The following is an 18,643-nucleotide window of genomic DNA, read 5'->3' as shown; positions in this document are numbered from 1 at the left end:
GTTTCTCGTTTTTTAATACGTTAACTTGTGAGCGGCTCATAGAGCCTAAGACTAATACGCGCGTAACTTTTCAAACACGCGCTGCAGCTTTTGCTCAGATTTTTTGCCTGGGGCGTCTTCAACGCCTGAGTTTACATCAATTCCACCTAGGCCAAGGGCAGCGGCTTGCTGTGCATTGTCTACGTTGATGCCACCGGCCAGAATGATTTTGCTGCGGGTTAGGGCACTTAGATCAGCCTGTGCGAACAGTTGCCAATCGAACGCTTGACCAGTACCGCCACTTTGATCGCCTACTTTGCAATCCAGAACGAAACGGTCAACGCTATCTTCATCAAGGGCGGGTAGGGTATCAGTGATCCCCTTGGCTAACCATATTTGACAACTAAGTAAATTTGCATCGTTCAGAGCTGCGCGCAATTCAGTAATATAGGCCTGTGATTCGTTTCCATGTAATTGCACGGCGACTAAACCAAGGGTGGTGGCATATTCAACGACAAATGCAATATTGGCGTCAACGAATACGCCTACATAGTTAAATGGTACAGCCGCTACTATGTCTTTTGCGTCATCAAGTGATAAGTAACGTTTTGACTTTTCGGCGAATATAAGCCCTGCGTAACTGGCACCCATAGTCGCTACGTCTGTGGCGTCTTTAGCGCGGGTCATGCCGCACACTTTCACGGTCCCGTACACTAAACGCTTCACGGCTTGGGCTACATTATCCTCAGCCATTAGTGCACTACCCACAAGAAATCCATCAACGATGGGGGACAAGCGGCGTACATCTTGATGAGTATAAATACCGGACTCTGAAATAATCACGTGTTCGTGAGACGCTTGATTAATTAATGGGACCAAGTGTTCAGTGGTGGCTAAATCAGTACTCAAATCTCGTAAATTGCGGTTGTTGATACCGATAATATTGGCCTTAAGCGCAACCGCGCGGTGGGCCTCTTCTTCGTTGCTCACTTCCGTTAATACATCAAGGTCAAGGCTGTGGGCGATATCGGCTAATTCGCGATACTCTTCGTCATTAAGCACTGATAACATCAATAAGATGGCATCAGCGTTGTGATGACGAGCCAAGTAAACTTGGTAGGGATCAACGAAAAAGTCTTTGTTGATCACAGGCTGGGTAACATGTTCTCTAACATATTCTAAATATTCGAACTTGCCTTGAAAGTACTTTTCATCAGTCAACACCGAGATGCACGCAGCGTAAGGTAAGTAGGCTTCAATGATCTCATCTAAATTGAAATCGTCTCTGATCAAACCTTTTGAAGGCGACGCCTTCTTACACTCTAAAATATAGCCGGCATTGGGCTGATTGAGCGCATCAAAAAAGCTACGCGTTGAAGGCGTCAGACCATCTTTAAAGTGCGCTAAAGGGAAATCCACTTTACGCTGGGCTATTTCTTGACGCTTATCGGCAACAATTTTTTCTAATACATTGGCCATTTAGGCTTCCTTTAAATGATGTCGTGGCTGCGGCTAACTTCAGATGAGGCTTCAATTACCTGCAATGGGCGCTTTGCTTGCATCGCATCGAGCGCCAACTTAGCCCCTTGCTGATAGGTGTCCGCGTGTCCACATAATTTGATCAAAGCACCTGCATTCATGGCGACCGCTGCTTCATGGGCTTTTTGACCTTCACCGGTTAGCACATCTTGAATTAATTGTTTGTTTTCATCCGGTACCCCACCTTCTATGGCGGCTAAAGGATATTCTTCAAGGCCAAAATCACTGGGCGACAGTGAGTATTCGTTCAGCGTGTCACCGTTAATCTCGACCACCATAGAGGGTCCATGAACCGCCAGTTCGTCTAGACCACTGCCATGTACCACGAGTGCTTTTTTGTAGCCTAGTAGCTGCAATGTACGTGCGAAGGGCATAACAAGTTCAGGTGCATATACGCCTATCATCATATGGCTAGGTTGCATTGGATTAACCAAAGGCCCCAGTAGATTAAAAATAGTGCGGGTTTTTAAGGTGGTACGAACCGGCATAGCATGCTTGATCCCTGCATGATAAACAGGGGCAAATAGGAAGCATAAATTTGATTTGTCTAAACATTCACGGGCCACTGCTGGTGACATATCTAGCTTCATACCAAAGGCATTAAATAAATCCGCTGAACCAGATTTACTCGAAACACTTCGATTACCATGTTTAGCGACTTTAACGCCACAGCTGGCTGCAACGATAGCGGCCGCAGATGAAATGTTGATGGTGTTGTGACCATCACCACCGGTACCCACTATGTCAGCAAAATCATATTCTGGGCGCTTGATAGCACTGGCATTTTGGATCATCGCTTGGGCTGCACCGGCTATTTCTTCTGGTGTTTCACCCTTGATCTTCAACGCAGTTAACAACGAGGACAACACTATGTTATCTACCTGGCCTGTTACGATTTGATTAAACACATCCGTGGCTTCGTTTTGGCTAAGGGCTTTACCTTGATAAAGCGTTTCAAGTAATGGAAATAGCATGTTTGTCCTCTAATCGTTCACTTGGTCTTGGGTTAAATAATCAATGCTTTGCATCAATAACTGACTGCCAAAGGCGGTTAAAATAGATTCGGGGTGAAACTGAAAGCCCAGCATTCTATCTTGCTCGTGGCAAACTGCCATAGGCACTGCTTCAAATTGAGCTAATACTGTCAATTCGGCTGGCATGTTGCTGGCCATCAGAGAATGATAGCGAGCAACCGGCAAAGGCTGTGGTAAGTTGGCAAACATTTTATCACCATTGTGGCTGATTAAAGATGATTTACCGTGCATGACCACATCAGCGCGTATAATGTTACCGCCGTAGGAGTCCACAATAGCTTGATGACCCAAGCAAATGCCGAGTACTGGAAATACACCCTTTACCAGGTTGATAAGCGTAGGCATACAACCTGCGTCAGCTGGCGCTCCTGGCCCAGGTGATAAAAGCAGAATCACTTGGCTAAGCTTGGCTTGCTGTTGCATTTTTTCGAAAATAGCGTGAGGTGACACACAATTACGATAAACCGTTAATGCCATGCCCATGGTGCGCAGTTCATCTACTAGGTTATAGGTAAATGAATCAAAATTATCGACCAAGAAAACGTGGGTCGTATTGGCTGAAGAAGACACCTTAGGTAACGTCATTATTTTGCCTCCTTCGCTGTTTGAGTAAGGTTAGGTGAGATAGCGCTTCGCCCCTCGTGAGAGGTAAGTATTGCGCGAATAACCGCTTGTGCTTTACCTCGGGTTTCATCTGCTTCAGATTGCGGGTCTGAATCAAATACCACGCCTGCACCCGCCTGGATATGAGCAGTGTTATTTTTGATAAACGCGGAGCGGATAACGATGCAGGTATCCATGTCACCATGGCCGTTAACGTAACCCACCGCGCCTCCGTAGCTGCCCCTGCGTTGCTTCTCGACTTCGCGAATAAGGCTGGCAGCACTGACTTTAGGCGCACCCACTAAGGTGCCCATGTTCATACAGGCTTGATAGGCATGCAGAGCATCTAAATCGTCGCGTAATTGGCCAACTACTTTGGAAACAAGGTGCATTACATGAGAATAGCGGTCTACTTTTAGCAAGTCTTTTAAGTGCCTTGTACCTGGTTTTGATACTTTCGCCACATCGTTGCGGGCTAAATCGACCAACATTAAATGTTCTGACTTTTCTTTTTCATCTTCGCGTAAATTCAGTTCGATGCGGCTGTCTAGATCCAAATTAATTGAGCCATCAGCATGTTTACCCCGAGGACGCGTGCCAGCGATAGGGTAAATCTCAACTTGGTTGGTATCTTTTAAGTACTTAAGCGCTGATTCAGGAGAGGCACCAAACATGCAAAAATCAATATCTTGCATGAAAAACATATAGGGACTCGGGTTTTGCACTTTTAACGCCTTGTAGGCTTTGTGTGGATCAGGACAAGGTAAACTAAAAGTACGAGAGGGCACGACTTGGAATATATCACCGGCTAAAATATGTTGTTTGAGGTTTTCTACATCTTGAATGAATTCAGCATCCGATTTGCTGATTTTCAATTCATCTGGGGTAACACTAGGTGAATCAAGCTCTGGCACGGGCATGTCTTTGCCCAGCTTGTGTTTAATTTGCTCTAAACGCTGGCTGATGGCGAAATAGTTATTACCAACATTTTTGCCGCTAAATACGCTACCAATTAATTCGGTTTTTTTCGCCTGATGGTCAATTAGCAATAAAGTTTCGGCCAAATAGAAAACAAAGTCAGGGCAGGTATTTTCACTGTCCCTCACATGAGGTAATTGCTCAAAGGTCGCAAGCAAGTCATATGCAAATGCGCCACCTAAAAACAGCGCTTCAGGATGTGGTCGAATAGCCACAACTTGGTTGATTAGTAGGCGCAGTGCATCAAATACCGCAGGCGCTTTCAATCGGCTATCTTCGTCTAATTCGCTGTCGCTAAAGGTAAACGTTAAGGTTACTGTGCGTGCGGCTACATCAAAAGCGTGCTCGACACCTTGTGGGCAGTACTGGATAAACAAAGGTAAAACAGCGGCACCGTTATCGGTTAATGCTTGGCAGGTCACGACATTGCCATCGCATTGCATTTTTATCGCTGCATCGACCAATATTAAGCTTTTTAAATTGTCTTTACTGTCAATTTCCGCTGACTCAAGCAGCAAATTGTGGGGCTGGCCCTGACATAAATATTGATACGCTTGAAGTGGATCCGCCACATAATCAGCACTGAGAAGTAGCGTTTCTACTTTTCCGGCTTGTTCTGTTAGTTGCGCTAAGCTCATGATTTTTCTCGATAACCTTGTTTATAACCTGTTACAGGTGTTGTCTTTATTGGGCATTAATCGGGTCGTAATTTTCAATCGGGCATAAAAAAAGCCCGTATTATACGGGCTTTTCTTGTTTAATCGCACAAATACATACGCTCACAGCCCGCTAGTTAGGGATGTGCCACCACCAAATTAGTTTAGTTGAAACGCGTAATGCTGTATTCATTAGTATAAAATCTCGTTTTGTGCACGCGCAAATCATTGTCGGGCGTGCGATAATCTATCGTTTGATAACAAACATGGTCTTTTTTCAGGTTTTGTCTGCTATTCATCACCAAATGCGTATAATACACACTTGAGGTGTATAGAAGAAAACAATTTTGCTTCTCTGTCAACAGTCAATTTTGTAAATGTATCTTTCGGGTACACGTTAAAAGGGTTTATTTAGGGTTTGATGAAAATCGATTTGCACTGCCATACCTACTATTCTGACGGTCAACTTTCTCCTGTTGAGCTGGTGGACCGCGCGAACAATATGCAAGTAGACGTATTGGCTATTACTGACCACGACACAGTGCAAGCCTTAGATGAGGCTAGGGCCCATCAAGCCAAACAAAAGCGCATGATGCACATTGTTAACGGCATAGAGCTTTCTACTTCTTGGCATAACTTCGACATTCATATATTAGGGCTCAACCTAGACAAAGACGACAGAGTATTTCGTCAACGCTTAGTGGCGCAAAAACAAGAGCGAGACGAGCGAGCTCAGAAAATGTCAGATAAGCTCGCAAAAGCTGGGGTTGAAAATGTGCTAGACGATGCAAAGTTATTAGCAGGGGAAGGGCAGCTAACTCGTGCGCACTTTGCTCGTGTGTTGGTTGAGCGCAAAGAAGTGCGTGACTTCGATAGTGCCTTTAAAAAATATCTAGGCAAGGGCAAACGCGCCCATGTTAAGCCACGATGGATCTCAATTGAAGAGGCCATTGAGTGGATCCACGACGCTGGGGGCAAAGCGGTTATCGCCCACCCAGGTCATTATGATATGACGGCCAAATGGCTGCGTAGATTAGTAAGTGAATTCAAGGTTGCGGGGGGCGATGGGATAGAAACCACCCACGCACGTATTAACCCTGAAAAACGAAAGTTGATTATTGAATTAGCCACAGAGCATAACTTACAAGCATCAGCTGGTTCCGATTTTCATTTTGTGAGTCGTTGGACTGAATTAGGTAAAAATTTGGGGGTGCCAGAACATTTAACCCCTATTTGGCATGACTGGTCATTCATCGACCCGTCAGTTAACGCAACATCTAACGCGTAATTACGCGTGTAACTTACTGGGAAGTAACGATTATGAGCCAATTTTTTTATATTCACCCCGATAACCCTCAAGCGCGTTTGATTAAGCAAGCGTGTGAGTTAATTCATAGCGGCGAAGTGGTGGTTTACCCAACAGATTCTGGTTATTCCATTGGCTGCCATATGGACGACAAAAACGCCCTAGAGCAAATTTGTCGTATTCGTCAAATCGGTAAAGATCACAATTTCACGCTGATGTGCCGTGATATGTCTGAGTTGTCTGAATATGCACGGGTGGATAATGCTGCCTTTCGGATGATTAAGAATAACACTCCAGGCCCTTACACCTTTATTTTAAAGGCCACCAAAGAAGTGCCAAAACGCTTGCAGAACCCGAAACGACGCACCATAGGTATCCGTGTTCCTGACAACGCCATTGCCTTAGCATTATTGGAAGAGTTAGGGGAGCCGATGATGTCCACCACGCTTATTTTACCTAATGAGATAGTGGCTGAATCTGATCCTGATGAAATTCGCGATAAACTCGAAAAGCAGGTGGGACTGATCATTCACGGTGGTTTCTTGGGTGAGCAACCCACCACAGTGGTTGATTTATCAGAAGGTGAACCTGTCATTATTCGCCAGGGCAGCGGCGACGCAAGCCCGTTTAATTAATCAGGCTGTGACTCACAGATGAATATTGATAAAGCGCTTCAAACTGCTCAGCAGCAAGAGGCTACAAACCAAGGGCAAGGCGTACAACAGCCTTTGCCCTTGGCGTTTATCAATGGTCAAGCCTTTACAGAGCATCCTGAAGATTTATATATACCGCCGGATGCACTAGAGCTGATTCTAGATGCGTTTGAAGGTCCGCTGGATTTGCTGTTGTACTTAATTCGCAAACAAAAGTTCGACTTAGTTAATTTGCCCGTGTATGAAATAACCAAGCAATACATGTTGTACGTTGACATGATGAAAGATTTGAAGCTAGAGCTTGCGGCTGAATACCTGTTAATGGCAGCCATTTTAGCGGAGATTAAATCGCGCTTATTACTGCCTAAAAGGCCAGATGCAGAAGAAGACGAAGACGACCCAAGAGCGGAGTTGGTCAGGCGTTTACAAGAATACGAACTGATCAAAAGCGCCGCCCAAGAACTGGATGCTGTGCCGCGCTTAGAACGAGATGTATTTTGTGCCCAAGCACTAACCAGTGAATCTGTTACGCCTATCAAGATTCTGCCAAAAGTGAACTTGCAGGATTTGGTGGTGAGTTTTCAAAATGTTTTGCAACGAGCAAGTGCCTTTGAGCATCATTCGATTGCCCCTGAGGCATTATCCACTCGGGAGCGTATGGCACTGATTTTAGAGAAACTTAACAGCCATGACTTTACCGGATTTGATTGTTTGTTTCAGGCCAGTGAAGGCAGGGCAGGGGTGGTGGTGACATTTCTTGCTGTACTTGAGTTATGCAAAGAGCAGTTAGTTGAGTTGGTGCAAAGTGAGCCAATGGCGAATATACACGTGAAATTGCACGCCGGAGAGCCCCAATAAATGGCTAAAATATCCCCAGTGCAGCTAAAGCAGTTAGTTGAAGCAGCGGTGTTTGTATCTGACGCGCCAGTTAGCCAAGAGCAGTTACAAGATACTGTTTTAAGTGGCCTTAAGGTCAGTAAAAAGGCATTAAAACAGGCCATAGATGAATTGCAGCTTGAGTACCAATCTCGCGGTGTACAACTGGTTGAAGTAGCAAGCGGTTATCGCTTTCAATCAATGGATAGCTTAGGCCCCTGGCTCAGTAAACTGTGGCAAGAGCAAGCGCCACGATATTCAAGAGCACTTTTGGAAACCTTGTCTATGGTGGCCTATCGTCAACCCATCACCCGTGGGGAAATTGAGGATGTGCGAGGCGTTGCAGTGAGTAGCAACATCATGAAAACTCTGATCGAAAGAGATTGGGTTAAAGTGGTTGGGCACAAAGAAGTACCTGGACGTCCAGCTTTATACGCAACAACCAAAGGATTTTTAAACTATTTTTCGTTAAAGAGCCTGAAAGACTTACCTAGTCAAGATGCGTTTGATGCGAGTAATAGCCAAGATGAGCGCCGAGTCATTACTGAGTCAGCCCAATCGACTGAGCAAAAGACCGGGCAAAATGATGGGCCAGTACAAAATAGCAGTCGAATATCACGGCCAGTGAAAGCAGATGAGCAATCATCTGATGAAAACCTATCGGCAGAAGAGCAAATACCGTCAGAGCAAGCACAAGAGACTAAGCTTGATAATACTGACAACCCTAATCAAAGAGAGCAGTTACACTAATGAGTGAAAAATTACAAAAAGTCCTAGCCAATGCTGGTGTGGGCTCCCGTCGTGAGATGGAAAAATGGATAGCCTCTGGGCGCATTTCGGTTAACGGAAAAGTCGCCACCTTGGGGGATCGCGTTGAACCTGCGGATCAACTTCGTGTCGACGGAAATCTGATTACTGCTGCAGCGAAAAGCACCATATGCCGGGTGTTGATGTACAACAAACCTGAAGGTGAACTATGTAGCCGGAAAGATCCTCAGGGCCGCCCCACCGTATTTGATCGGTTACCTAAAATTCAAAATGGCCGTTGGATTGCCGTAGGGCGTTTAGATATCAACACCAGCGGTCTTTTATTATTTACCAATGATGGTGAGTTAGCTAATCGCTTAATGCACCCTAAGCACGAAATCGAGCGTGAATATGCGGTTCGTGTTTTCGGCGAAGTAGAAGACGACATGATAAAACGCCTTAAGAAAGGGGTGGAGCTTGAAGATGGCGTGTCGAAATTTACCGAAATTCGTAAACGTCCTGGGGATGAAGAAAGCCTGAATTCTTGGTACAACGTGAGCCTATCGGAAGGGAAAAACCGTGAAGTACGTCGTTTGTGGGAATCTCAAGGCTTGCAGGTAAGTCGCCTGATCCGTGTGCGCTATGGCACGTTAAATTTACAAAATCGCTTGCCCCAAGGCGGTTGGATTGAGTTGCCACTGACTGATTTGAATACCTTACGTAAGAGTGTACAACTCGACTTAGAGCAAGAATCATTAGTTGAAGATAAACAAACTAAGCTGGATCACGTCCGCCTGAGTCGTATGCGCCGCTCGGTGCAAAAGCATAAGATTAATCAAGGTCGCGCTAAGCCAAGACCAAAAAAGAAGTAACCTTACTTTATAGGTCGTAAGTGATGACTTACGACCGCTACCTCAAAAATATGTTTTACAAAGTGGTTAGCTGCACGCCAATCGCACCTAAAACCAAGGCGTTGATACGATTGAACCAGCGCCAAAATTTAGGGCGCTCCATCCACTTTGCACACTTTGAGGTTAACCCGCTTAACCCGATAAACCATACTACAGACGCCAAAATTGCACCGATAACAAACCACCATTTCTGTTGTTGCCATTGCCCCGCGAGGTTGCCCATGAGTAATACTGTGTCGATGTAAAAATGCGGATTTAACCAGGTCACACCCAATGCGGTTAGCAAAGCACGATGAAATGGTATTTTATGTTTAGACAGCGCGATGAGCATGGCATCATTTGCCATAGACGCTTTCAGTTTGTTCAATGCAAGCCACAGTAAAAATATGACCCCCGACCATTTAGTAGCAGCCACCAGCGTTGGGTGCTGTTGTAACAATAAACCAAATCCCATTGCTCCAAAACTTATCGCAATCGCATCACTGACAATAAACAGGGTGACAAATAACCCTGCCCATTGGCGCTTCAATGACTGCTCTATCAAAAAACTGTTTTGCGCTCCTACTGCAATGATGAGCGTGCCTCCCATCAAAAAACCACTAATTGCCGCCGTTATCATATTGATTATCACCTCATCGTTTAATAAACGTTGATCTTATCGAGGTAAGTGGTTTTAATTAAATTAATAATATTTTTTATAAATTAATTTTATTTATGTTGGATTATGACGCGTTACATTGCTTAAGCGAGGTGCTGCGCTACGGTAGCTTTGATAAAGGTGCGCAGGCACTGCATCTTACTCAATCTGCCGTTTCCCAGAAAATAAAACGACTTGAGTTGCATCTTGGCAGCCCCGTACTGGTGCGCACTAAACCGCTTAAGCCTACTCCTTTAGGTCAACAGTTGCTTGCCCATGTCCAAAGAGTCAATGTGTTGGAAGATGAACTTAATGTTCGCACAGGTATTTCTGATGAAGCCTCAGCGTTGAGCGTTGCTATTAACAACGACGTATTGGCGACCTGGTTTAGTGATGTGATGGCGCGCTTTAGTGTTAAACGAGCAAACCCAGTGCACATATTTAATGCGGATCAAACTCAGACGCGAACCCTACTTCAACAGGGAAAGGTGATGGGCTGCATTAGCCAAACAGGCACGCCGATAACAGGTGGCGAGTCTGCTCGATTAGGAATTATGAATTATCAGCTTTACGCGTCTCCCGTGTACATAGCGCGATACCTGACTAAGGGCCTATTGCCAGATGAAGTCTTTTCTTCTCCCGGATTACTCTATGATGAGTTCGACGTTGCGTTGTTGACGCAATACCAGAGTGAATGCCTAAGTGTTGCCCCAACACTTAAGCATTGCCATTGGTATCCGTCATCCTATGGCTTTTTGCAAATGGCAGTCGCCGGAGTTGCTTGGGCATTACTGCCCAAACTGCAAGTGAAACATGAAGTCGCTTCAGGGCAGTTGGTGCCTCTGTTTCCAGATAAATCTCTGAGTGTCCCCCTGTTTTGGCACTGGATTGAACTGGAGTCGGATGCGCTTGGGGAGCTAAGTCAATGTATTAAGGAGGTCGCAAAAGAACAACTTTTTTAATACGTTATTCTTTTTCACCTTCATTTTAATTCCAAAGTAGAGGGTAAATTCGTTGAGTTTAATAAAATACGCAACAATGCATTGAGTCACAGGGATAACGTACCTAAATGACTGCTGTCGACTCGATATGATAGCCTACGTTTTTATGCTCCCTTATACAGGAGCATTCACATTGGGAGGTTAATACATGTCAGAGCACAAGGTTTTTTCCATGGCATTCTCAAAGATTTATGCTTTGTATGTCCAAAAGGCAATGAAGAAGAACAGAACGGAAGCGGAAGTCGTGCAGATCATTTGTTGGCTCACTGCATATCGCCCTGAAGAGGTGAAAAAGCAGGTTAGCAGCGGGAATGACTTTGCTTCATTTTTTGCCGCAGCACCGAAAATTAACCCCAACACATCATTGATTAAGGGGGGTGTTTGTGGCGTTCGTGTTGATGAGATAGAAGATCCCTTGATGCGTAATATTCGCTACCTAGACAAGTTGATTGATGAACTTGCCAAGGGGAAAGCCATGGTGAATATTTTGCGCAATTAGAGATTGCGGTGCCAGATGTAAAAAATTAACTTCAGTCACTTCATCATTATTTTTATTGGTTTTATTTCATACTTTCTTGTCTTATTGGCATTAGCTCACATCAAAATACAATTGTTAACATGCCCGTTGGTAGTGGACGTTTCGGGCATGTTTAATGGTGTTTCTTACTCGGCTACAGCGTCTTTCGCCACGTTAAAATCTGCAAAGCGTATTTGTTCTTCTTCTGGGCGTAAACTGTCTGCATCTGCTAACGAGCGATAAATTCCCCACTTGGGCCGCACAAAATCTTCACTCGATACACCGCGCCACATATCAATATTGGGCTCAGATATATCCACTAAAAGTGCATCGTCACGTATGCGCGAGATTTGCATGTAAAATGCACCTTCCTCGGCGAAGGTTGCTTGCACCTTGATCTCTAACCACTCATCAGTAATAGATGACCAGTCCGTTTTTATTAAATAGATATCAGAGGTGCTTGTGCCATCGGGGTTAAAGCCGCTACTGTAGCGGATCTGCAGTTCGTTTCCCGTGCTGTCTTTATCTACTCCTGACAAGGTAATCATGGGCTGATCGTCATTGCCATTGCTATTATCTTCGTTAAAGTTTTTAGCTTTTAGTTGAAAAAAATGGCTGAACTTTTTTGATAATTCTAGTTCACCGGATACCTTGAATTTCCAGCTAAATTGCATGGTTTCACCTTGATAACCTTTGAGTGGTTCAGCTGATTTGTCATAGGTTTTAATTTCATTACGTTGCCGGTCAGACTCGACACCTTTATTAAAATCGCGATCTCTATGGGCCAGAAATATAAAGTGAGGACCCACTATTTCATCTGTATCTTCTAGAATATGCAACACATCGACGTGATCGGTCGGGTACATATCGGGCGCTTCGATTGCCCCTTCAGCAAACGCGTTTTCGATTATTTTATAAGCTGATAACCCTGAATTTGGCCCATCTGCGGACACTGTGATGCTGCTTGACGCTTGAAAAGAAGTAAACGGTGATGACTCCAGAGGTTGGTCCGCTTCTTCGGCGGAGGGACTTGGTATGGCTGGCTCTTCTGTTGACGTTATGGGCGTGACAGAGGGGGCGTCACCTGAGCCACCGCATCCGAGTAACGTTAGGACACTCATTGTACTTATGCATGATCTCATTAGGTGCTTTTTTATTATTGTTATCCACATAGTCGCGCCTTACTCTAATGTTGTTTGTGTAGTATGACAGTATGTTATTTACCCTAGAAAGTGCAATACTTGTGTTCTTTCGCAGTTGAGTCACGCTACGTTAGTCACGTTTATGTGAAAAGGATAAACAGTCAGAATGCAACGTTGTTTTGTTCAACGAAAAGAACGGCCGTTAACGTCAGCGCGATGTATTTGGTCTTAAGTCTCCTCAAGGCCTCAACTTAATAGAGAGAGTTCAATGAATGGGACATTATTGTTTGCAGGCGCTTTAAGTGGGCTTGCAGGGTTATTGCATTTAGGGTGTATCTACTTCGGTGCGTCTTGGTATCGCTTTTTCGGTGCCGGTGAGAATATGGCTGTCTTGGCAGAGCAGGGCAGCCTAAAACCTTCGCTCATCACATTAGGCATTTTTTGCGTATTAAGTGTGTGGGCTGTGTATGCGTTTTCAGGGGCAAGTTTGTTACCTCGTTTACCGCTCGTTAAAAGCGTGCTGATAATTATTAGCTTTATATATGCAATACGTGGTCTCGTTGGGTTTTTCTTAATGTTCGCACCAATGGGCCGCAGCCCAGAATTTTGGTTGTACAGTTCAATTGTGTGTTGTGTTTTCGCTATGGTGCATATCATTGGGCTTCGGCAGCGGTGGGAAGCGCTGAGCTAAGAACTTGAATATTACTGTTTACGCCATATGTTTACCTTAGACGTTACGTTGTAAGGAGAGCATGCATGATAACCCAGTTACCCCAAAGTGAAGGCGACACAATCGGTATTCAGGTATCGGGTAAGGTTGATCGCGCAGAAGAGCAGAAGTGGATTTCCACCTTTGATTCCTTGATAAAACAGTACGACAAAATCAACGTAGTGGTCGTTATTGACGATAATGTTGATATGACGCTAAACGCGTTTTTTGACGATATAAAATGGACATTCTCTCATCTCAAACATATGAATAAATTAGCCATAGTGTCCACTAGCCGAGTGATTAAATGGTTAGTGGAGGCTGATCGCCCGTTTGCCAAAATAGTCAATATTGATGAACAATATTTTACTGTAAATGAGCTGAGTAAAGCATGGGCGTGGGTTAAGAACTAAACAATCAGCTAGGCGATAAAATACAAGTAAGCCAATAAACTGTAAATGAGCCATCAAACACAAAGGTAGATGAAATGCATAACACCGTTTTACTAAGCGAAATATTTGGTTGGATGTCATTGATTAATATTGGTTTGCTGAGTTTGGCTACATTGGCCTTAATCTGGATGGGAGAGCGAATAACGTCAGTGCATAGTAAGTTTTTCAACGTACAAGCTCACCAGTTAAAAATCATGTATATGAATTATCTAGCCCAGTACAAGTTGCTCGTTTTTGTATTTAACCTAGTGCCATACATAGTGCTGAAGATAGTTTACTAGTCGCATTAAGTTATATCGGTATATAAGAAGCGTGGTAAATCGCAAAATCGGCAGGTTGCTCATGAAGGGAAGGTAGAAAAATTGGTTTTTGTCGCTTCAGCATGGTTTTGATTAATCTGTTGTTCTTAATGGATTCAATTATGCCTAAAGTCGCCACTCTATTATTTTTACTTATGATTTGCCAAGCATGTGCAACGGTTAAAACGGTTAATCCGTCAGGAAATCATGTCGATATCGCCTATTATGATAAAAAGAGTTACTGCGATAGTATCCCGCGGATTTACAGTGGGCTTAGTCACAACCTTTGTTTAATGTACGGTGAACCTAGCAAACAAGTTATTGGAAATAGCTTCAGCGGTGTGCCTTACCTCCTTATTGACAGTGTACTTTCTGCCGCCACAGACACGCTTATATTGCCATATACAATTTATACGCAAACTAAAAAGGGCTCGATTAAGGTTAACTAACCCAGCACTGACCTTCTCCTACTACGTACTCCAAACATAGCGACGTAACTGGCTAGAGATCTTTTGATGTGCTCGGTTCGCTAGCGTTCATATTTTCTTCTTGGGCGCTTTGTAACGGCTTGTCTTCTGCTTTAGGGCTTACCGCAGTAATTAAACTTTTATTTTGCGCTTTGCTCAGGGGATAAATACGGCTGATATTGCATTTGAATCTATGGTTGTCTGGAGTAAATACACTATCAAAACCCGCACTTAGTGTATTGGGTATGCGCGAATACACGAGCAGAGCTGGTGAGTAATCGATATCACTACAACGCATGGTAAGTTTAACTAAATATGAACGAAACGGTGACGTTCGAATAATAAGATATTGGTCACTCAATGACGTCCAGCTATCTAAGTCAAATGCGCTAATGGTATTACGCGCTTCGAGTTGTTCTGTGGTGATAAACTTTTCAATAATGGCGGACCTTTCAGGGTCAGGTAGTCGATGAGTTGCACACCCGGCTAATGCTAATAATAAAGTCACTAGGATCACGACATGTTTCATAATAGTTTCAACTCTTATGGAAATTAATTTACATACCTAAGAGTGCTAGCACTCCCGTTAGTTTCCAGTAAAGTGTTTAAATTACATGTTGTTACACTTACCGTGAATGCGCTGGGATGAACTTTTCGGATAAATATTTGACCCTTGATTTGATGGGCTATACGATGCTTGTGCTTACAAACGCCCTTCGCATTAATTTAATACCAATTCCATTAAATAATTAACCACTCAGCGAAAATTTAAAAGGACTTAATCAAGGCGCTTAAATGAAGTAATAGTGGTGCTCTTTCGAGTTTGAGCAACACAGAGTAAGTCCTTTTAAAATTCGCCCAAAGGGAATTCCCCAGCGGGTTTTGCACTACGTTCTCGGTATTTGAAAGGGAACAACCATTACTACACACCGACGCCTTGTTCAAAACCCGCTGGATGAATTCTGAGAGGCCAATTATTTAATGGAATTGGTATAAGGAAAAATAGAATGAAATCAAAGGCTGTGTTGCTCATCTGTGGATTATTCTCAACTGCGTCAGCGCTTGCTGCGTCTCCTAACTGGGATTACGTGCAGGGAGGATATTACATTACGAATATCGATGATATTGATGGTTTGGATCCCACGGGTTTTGGGATTGCAGGGGCAAAATCACTCGGTAAAAATGTGTTTGTCAGAGGAAGTTATACCATGACAAATGACGACATTTTAAACGGTGATGTTGACTTTGACCAAGGTAACGCGGAAGTGGGCTATCGTTACAAAATGACGGGCTCAACTGACATATACGGCACACTTGCGTACCATTATGCTGAAATTTCTGCGAATGGCCCGGGTGTTAATATAAGCTCTGATACAGATGGTTTCGGCGCAACCCTAGGTATTCGTTCCATGGTAACCAATAAGATTGATTTAGAAGCGTCCGCAGGGATCATTCGTTTTGACGGAGACAGTGAAGCCATCACTATGCTGGCGGCAAACTACTACTTCTACACCAACATTTCTGTTGGGGTAAATTTCACAAACATTTCAGATGTTAGCACGCTAGGTGCGCTCGTTCGGTATTCGTTTTAACTGGGATGCGCTGTTCCGTTCGTGAACAGCGCTTTCAACATGGCTATGTATTGTGTTGACCAACAAGTTAGACTAACTGGCGCTTAATGGTGGATAGTAATGCTTGTTTATCGATGGGTTTAGATAAAAAGTCATTCATCCCTGCTTTTAGGCAGTTATCTCTATCTTCAACAAACGCATTGGCTGACAGGGCCACGATAGGATGAGTAAAGTTCATTTCAGTTCTTAGCTTTATCGTAGCGGTTATGCCGTCCATTACTGGCATGTGCATGTCCATTAAAATCAAGTCATATTGCTCAAAAATACAGGCTTGAATAGCTTTTTCGCCGTCAGTAGCTATGGCAACGTGAAAGCCTGCTCCTTCAAGCATGACTTTAACCACTTCGGCATTTATCTCATTGTCTTCAACGATGAGAATTTTGTGGCTTGTTGATGCGACAAGGGGACTTTGCTCAAGCTTTAGGTGAATATTCTGCAGCTCTCTCAGATCAGCTTCGAGTTCTTGCCTCAGTATTGGTTTTGCATGAGTTCGCCAGATAAGACGTCGTATTTCTTCTTCGCAATCCAGGTGCTCAATGACCGCTGATATCAAGATAATGTAAGGTGTTTTACGTCGTTTTTGTTTACGCATGGCATTGATAACATCGATCCCATTGATGTCTGGCATAGATAAATCAAGCAGCAAAACATCAAATTGGCTGATATCCACTCTTAAAAATGCGGCGCCATGGCCGAAAGTGGTCACCTTATAGCCCTGAGCATGAACAACGTGTTCTAAGTAATCTCGACTGGTTTGTAGGTCATCCACTATGGCACAATTCAGCGGAATAGGGGGTTGAATACTTTCAACTTGTGCTTGATCCACTTCGATAGGTAGCGACAAAGCAAAAACACTGCCTTGGTTTTCTGTGCTCTTAGCGCTTATGGTGCCATTCATTAATTCGGTTAGTTGTTTTGAAATAGACAACCCAAGACCTGTGCCACCATGTAGGCGCGTTGTGCTTTTGTCCGCTTGTTCAAATTTATTAAATATTGTCGGCAGTTTTTCCGCTTTGATGCCAATGCCAGTGTCGGTGACGACTATGTTTAACCAAAAGTGCTTGTCTTTAATGTTGACCCCCACATCTAACGTTATACTGCCCTTTTGGGTAAATTTGATCCCATTGCTTAATAGATTGTGCATGATTTGGGCAATGCGAGTGGGGTCGCCAAATATGCGAGTGGGCAGTGGGGTGGTCTTGGTGTAGATAAAATTTAGATTTTTCAGGCGAGCATTGGCTGATTGCACCGAGATAACGTCATCAAGTAACTGAAGCAAATCCAATGAAGTGCGCTCTATGCGTAACTTACCGGCTTCGATTTTTGAAAGATCAAGTACGTCGTTGATCAATACTAATAGTTGTTTACCGGAATTTTTTGCCTTCTTGAGGTATTCAGCGCTTTTATGGGGGTTGTCTAAGGCTAATTCCATCATGCCAAACAGCCCATTCATTGGGGTTCGTAATTCGTGACTCATACTGGCAAGAAATTCTGATTTTGCTTTGTTCGCTTCTATGGCTTGTTGTTCGGCATTTTCTGCTTTTTGTAATGCATTTTTTAACGATGCAAGCGCACTTCGGACTGTGCTCTCCATGGGCCGAAATATAAATAGCGCTTCACATATCAATAAGACCAAGGTAAAAAACCACAAGAATGTTTCAACCTTTTCAACACGTTGTACTCTGTTTGATGCGGCAAGTTCAAAGGCTTGCACTACACGGTCAAGATCATTGAGTAAGGTATCGCTATTTTGCCCATTGAATCGCGAAGGTGGCTTAGTACAGGTGGTACCTTGCGTTAAAAAATCCCGGGCGTCAGTAATATAATCTTGGGTCATTTGATCTAGGGCGCGTTCACCATAATATAACGTCCGTACTGCTGCCGGAGAGTCTTTGGCGTTCGTTAAATACAGCCGATTATCATTAAAGGTCGTTAGGGCGCTGGTTAAGGTTTGTCGATATTGCTGCGTAGATTGAGCGCTGAGTTGGCAAGAGGATAACCTTGAAATAGACAGAGCAATACGCTGTGACAACATACGCTGCTGCCCAGCGATGTTAATAATATACGCATCATTGGCTTGTGCACTGAAAATGTATTTGAGGATAACGGCAGAGCCCGTCACCGTGATGGCGACGAGTGTCAAAGCGAATATATAACGCGCGCGAATCGATAAGCCTGTCTTTACTGTCAAAATCCTTTCTCCTTTACTCGTGGTCATTTACGAATATCTGCAGCAACCATGAACGATGTGGTGAATCCTAAGCGAACCGATTCTAAGACCTCTTTGCTAGGACGCTTAAAATAGATTTTGATCGAAAATTGGGCGGTATTTTACCCAGTCTACTCCTTGAGACGGGTGTTGAGCAACTTACTTAAAGGAAGTCGTCACGACGAGTTGGCGCTTTGTACTAAATCACCACTGACATGTGTGGCATAAGGTGAACCAAACGGTCGAAATGTAGTATGCATAGGGTCTTAATTAGACTGATGATTATGCAGGTTAAAA

Annotated in this window: 19 protein-coding genes and 1 pseudogene; 12 read left to right on the top strand and 8 right to left on the bottom strand. The window is 43.9% G+C overall.

Translation table 11 applies throughout. The features are described 5' to 3' along the window. Positions 1–51: 51 nt before the first annotated feature. Genes trpCF through FX988_RS05925 form a run of 4 tightly spaced genes read right to left on the bottom strand, consistent with a single transcriptional unit; the run spans position 52 to position 4,771 of the window. Entirely contained in the window at positions 52–1,458 is a 1,407-nt protein-coding gene (trpCF, locus tag FX988_RS05940; RefSeq protein WP_160178774.1) for a bifunctional indole-3-glycerol-phosphate synthase TrpC/phosphoribosylanthranilate isomerase TrpF, read from the bottom strand. Between the two features lie 11 nt (positions 1,459–1,469). Next, positions 1,470–2,492: an anthranilate phosphoribosyltransferase gene (trpD, locus tag FX988_RS05935; RefSeq protein WP_160178773.1), complete on the bottom strand. Its 1,023-nt coding sequence runs from the start codon at positions 2,490–2,492 to the stop codon at positions 1,470–1,472. Positions 2,493–2,501: 9 nt separating this feature from the next. Beyond that, positions 2,502–3,137 (bottom strand): aminodeoxychorismate/anthranilate synthase component II, encoded by a 636-nt coding sequence (locus FX988_RS05930; RefSeq protein WP_160178772.1) that lies wholly within the window; start codon positions 3,135–3,137, stop codon positions 2,502–2,504. Continuing rightward, positions 3,137–4,771: an anthranilate synthase component 1 gene (locus tag FX988_RS05925; protein ID WP_160178771.1), complete on the bottom strand. Its 1,635-nt coding sequence runs from the start codon at positions 4,769–4,771 to the stop codon at positions 3,137–3,139. Before FX988_RS05925 ends, FX988_RS05930 begins: the two co-directional genes overlap by 1 nt. A 439-nt stretch (positions 4,772–5,210) precedes the next feature. Between FX988_RS05925 and FX988_RS05920 the strand changes: the two genes are divergently transcribed. Genes FX988_RS05920 through rluB form a run of 5 tightly spaced genes read left to right on the top strand, consistent with a single transcriptional unit; the run spans position 5,211 to position 9,243 of the window. Next, on the top strand, positions 5,211–6,077 hold the full coding sequence (locus tag FX988_RS05920) for a PHP domain-containing protein (protein WP_160178770.1): 867 nt from the start codon (positions 5,211–5,213) through the stop codon (positions 6,075–6,077). A 32-nt stretch (positions 6,078–6,109) separates the two neighbouring features. Beyond that, positions 6,110–6,730, top strand: a complete 621-nt coding sequence (locus FX988_RS05915; RefSeq protein ID WP_160178769.1) for an L-threonylcarbamoyladenylate synthase — start codon at positions 6,110–6,112, stop codon at positions 6,728–6,730. An 18-nt stretch (positions 6,731–6,748) separates the two neighbouring features. Then, a complete protein-coding gene (locus FX988_RS05910; protein ID WP_160178768.1) occupies positions 6,749–7,606 on the top strand; it encodes a segregation and condensation protein A in 858 nt (285 codons plus the stop codon). Next, a complete protein-coding gene (gene scpB, locus FX988_RS05905; RefSeq protein WP_160178767.1) occupies positions 7,607–8,374 on the top strand; it encodes an SMC-Scp complex subunit ScpB in 768 nt (255 codons plus the stop codon). Then, entirely contained in the window at positions 8,374–9,243 is an 870-nt protein-coding gene (gene rluB, locus FX988_RS05900) for a 23S rRNA pseudouridine(2605) synthase RluB (RefSeq protein WP_160178766.1), read from the top strand. Before scpB ends, rluB begins: the two co-directional genes overlap by 1 nt. Positions 9,244–9,298: 55 nt before the next feature. Here rluB and FX988_RS05895 read toward each other — a convergent pair whose 3' ends face one another. Then, complete coding sequence (locus FX988_RS05895; RefSeq protein WP_160178765.1) at positions 9,299–9,901, bottom strand: LysE/ArgO family amino acid transporter; 603 nt, start codon at positions 9,899–9,901, stop codon at positions 9,299–9,301. A gap of 95 nt (positions 9,902–9,996) precedes the next feature. Here FX988_RS05895 and FX988_RS05890 point away from each other — a divergent pair, with 95 nt between their 5' ends. Together FX988_RS05890 and FX988_RS05885 are read left to right on the top strand one after the other, a co-directional pair. After that, on the top strand, positions 9,997–10,881 hold the full coding sequence (locus FX988_RS05890; protein ID WP_160178764.1) for an ArgP/LysG family DNA-binding transcriptional regulator: 885 nt from the start codon (positions 9,997–9,999) through the stop codon (positions 10,879–10,881). Positions 10,882–11,068: 187 nt separating this feature from the next. Beyond that, the gene (locus tag FX988_RS05885; protein ID WP_160178763.1) at positions 11,069–11,419 is read left to right on the top strand and encodes a DUF2200 domain-containing protein; all 351 of its coding nucleotides are present in this window, start codon (positions 11,069–11,071) and stop codon (positions 11,417–11,419) included. Between the two features lie 164 nt (positions 11,420–11,583). On the opposite strand, the pseudogene FX988_RS05880 reads toward FX988_RS05885, so the two are convergent. Then, positions 11,584–12,417: pseudogene (locus tag FX988_RS05880) on the bottom strand (heparin lyase I family protein); the annotation flags it as partial. A 430-nt stretch (positions 12,418–12,847) separates the two neighbouring features. Here FX988_RS05880 and FX988_RS05875 point away from each other — a divergent pair. The 4 genes from FX988_RS05875 to FX988_RS05860 all read left to right on the top strand — a co-directional run bounded on the left by FX988_RS05875 (position 12,848) and on the right by FX988_RS05860 (position 14,488). Next, entirely contained in the window at positions 12,848–13,270 is a 423-nt protein-coding gene (locus tag FX988_RS05875) for a hypothetical protein (RefSeq protein ID WP_160178762.1), read from the top strand. Positions 13,271–13,335: 65 nt separating this feature from the next. Further along, positions 13,336–13,701: an STAS/SEC14 domain-containing protein gene (locus tag FX988_RS05870; RefSeq protein ID WP_160178761.1), complete on the top strand. Its 366-nt coding sequence runs from the start codon at positions 13,336–13,338 to the stop codon at positions 13,699–13,701. 74 nt (positions 13,702–13,775) lie between these two features. Then, on the top strand, positions 13,776–14,021 hold the full coding sequence (locus FX988_RS05865; RefSeq protein ID WP_160178760.1) for a DUF6868 family protein: 246 nt from the start codon (positions 13,776–13,778) through the stop codon (positions 14,019–14,021). A 140-nt stretch (positions 14,022–14,161) separates the two neighbouring features. Further along, the gene (locus FX988_RS05860; protein ID WP_160178759.1) at positions 14,162–14,488 is read left to right on the top strand and encodes a YceK/YidQ family lipoprotein; all 327 of its coding nucleotides are present in this window, start codon (positions 14,162–14,164) and stop codon (positions 14,486–14,488) included. A gap of 52 nt (positions 14,489–14,540) precedes the next feature. Here the strand turns inward: FX988_RS05860 and FX988_RS05855 are convergent, their stop codons facing one another. Then, a complete protein-coding gene (locus FX988_RS05855; protein ID WP_160178758.1) occupies positions 14,541–15,035 on the bottom strand; it encodes a DUF6491 family protein in 495 nt (164 codons plus the stop codon). A gap of 478 nt (positions 15,036–15,513) precedes the next feature. On the opposite strand from FX988_RS05855, the gene FX988_RS05850 reads away from it, so the two are divergent. Then, positions 15,514–16,098 (top strand): outer membrane beta-barrel protein, encoded by a 585-nt coding sequence (locus FX988_RS05850; protein ID WP_160178757.1) that lies wholly within the window; start codon positions 15,514–15,516, stop codon positions 16,096–16,098. A gap of 67 nt (positions 16,099–16,165) precedes the next feature. Here FX988_RS05850 and FX988_RS05845 read toward each other — a convergent pair whose 3' ends face one another. Beyond that, positions 16,166–18,355 (bottom strand): response regulator, encoded by a 2,190-nt coding sequence (locus tag FX988_RS05845; protein ID WP_412761922.1) that lies wholly within the window; start codon positions 18,353–18,355, stop codon positions 16,166–16,168. Positions 18,356–18,643 lie beyond the last annotated feature (288 nt).

It is taken from the genome of Paraglaciecola mesophila, from assembly GCF_009906955.1.
Taxonomy (GTDB): Bacteria; Pseudomonadota; Gammaproteobacteria; order Enterobacterales; family Alteromonadaceae; genus Paraglaciecola; species Paraglaciecola mesophila_A.
This window is presented reverse-complemented; position numbering and strand designations above follow the sequence as displayed.

What these genes read in the sequence shown, in the direction of transcription:
- trpCF (WP_160178774.1), bottom strand. Translation starts at nt 1,458, where the DNA reads ATGGCCAATGTATTAGAAAAAATTGTTGCCGATAAGCGTCAAGAAATA.
- trpD (WP_160178773.1), bottom strand. Translation starts at nt 2,492, where the DNA reads ATGCTATTTCCATTACTTGAAACGCTTTATCAAGGTAAAGCCCTTAGC.
- FX988_RS05930 (WP_160178772.1), bottom strand. Translation starts at nt 3,137, where the DNA reads ATGACGTTACCTAAGGTGTCTTCTTCAGCCAATACGACCCACGTTTTC.
- FX988_RS05925 (WP_160178771.1), bottom strand. Translation starts at nt 4,771, where the DNA reads ATGAGCTTAGCGCAACTAACAGAACAAGCCGGAAAAGTAGAAACGCTA.
- FX988_RS05920 (WP_160178770.1), top strand. Translation starts at nt 5,211, where the DNA reads ATGAAAATCGATTTGCACTGCCATACCTACTATTCTGACGGTCAACTT.
- FX988_RS05915 (WP_160178769.1), top strand. Translation starts at nt 6,110, where the DNA reads ATGAGCCAATTTTTTTATATTCACCCCGATAACCCTCAAGCGCGTTTG.
- FX988_RS05910 (WP_160178768.1), top strand. Translation starts at nt 6,749, where the DNA reads ATGAATATTGATAAAGCGCTTCAAACTGCTCAGCAGCAAGAGGCTACA.
- scpB (WP_160178767.1), top strand. Translation starts at nt 7,607, where the DNA reads ATGGCTAAAATATCCCCAGTGCAGCTAAAGCAGTTAGTTGAAGCAGCG.
- rluB (WP_160178766.1), top strand. Translation starts at nt 8,374, where the DNA reads ATGAGTGAAAAATTACAAAAAGTCCTAGCCAATGCTGGTGTGGGCTCC.
- FX988_RS05895 (WP_160178765.1), bottom strand. Translation starts at nt 9,901, where the DNA reads ATGATAACGGCGGCAATTAGTGGTTTTTTGATGGGAGGCACGCTCATC.
- FX988_RS05890 (WP_160178764.1), top strand. Translation starts at nt 9,997, where the DNA reads ATGTTGGATTATGACGCGTTACATTGCTTAAGCGAGGTGCTGCGCTAC.
- FX988_RS05885 (WP_160178763.1), top strand. Translation starts at nt 11,069, where the DNA reads ATGTCAGAGCACAAGGTTTTTTCCATGGCATTCTCAAAGATTTATGCT.
- FX988_RS05875 (WP_160178762.1), top strand. Translation starts at nt 12,848, where the DNA reads ATGAATGGGACATTATTGTTTGCAGGCGCTTTAAGTGGGCTTGCAGGG.
- FX988_RS05870 (WP_160178761.1), top strand. Translation starts at nt 13,336, where the DNA reads ATGATAACCCAGTTACCCCAAAGTGAAGGCGACACAATCGGTATTCAG.
- FX988_RS05865 (WP_160178760.1), top strand. Translation starts at nt 13,776, where the DNA reads ATGCATAACACCGTTTTACTAAGCGAAATATTTGGTTGGATGTCATTG.
- FX988_RS05860 (WP_160178759.1), top strand. Translation starts at nt 14,162, where the DNA reads ATGCCTAAAGTCGCCACTCTATTATTTTTACTTATGATTTGCCAAGCA.
- FX988_RS05855 (WP_160178758.1), bottom strand. Translation starts at nt 15,035, where the DNA reads ATGAAACATGTCGTGATCCTAGTGACTTTATTATTAGCATTAGCCGGG.
- FX988_RS05850 (WP_160178757.1), top strand. Translation starts at nt 15,514, where the DNA reads ATGAAATCAAAGGCTGTGTTGCTCATCTGTGGATTATTCTCAACTGCG.
- FX988_RS05845 (WP_412761922.1), bottom strand. Translation starts at nt 18,355, where the DNA reads ATGACCACGAGTAAAGGAGAAAGGATTTTGACAGTAAAGACAGGCTTA.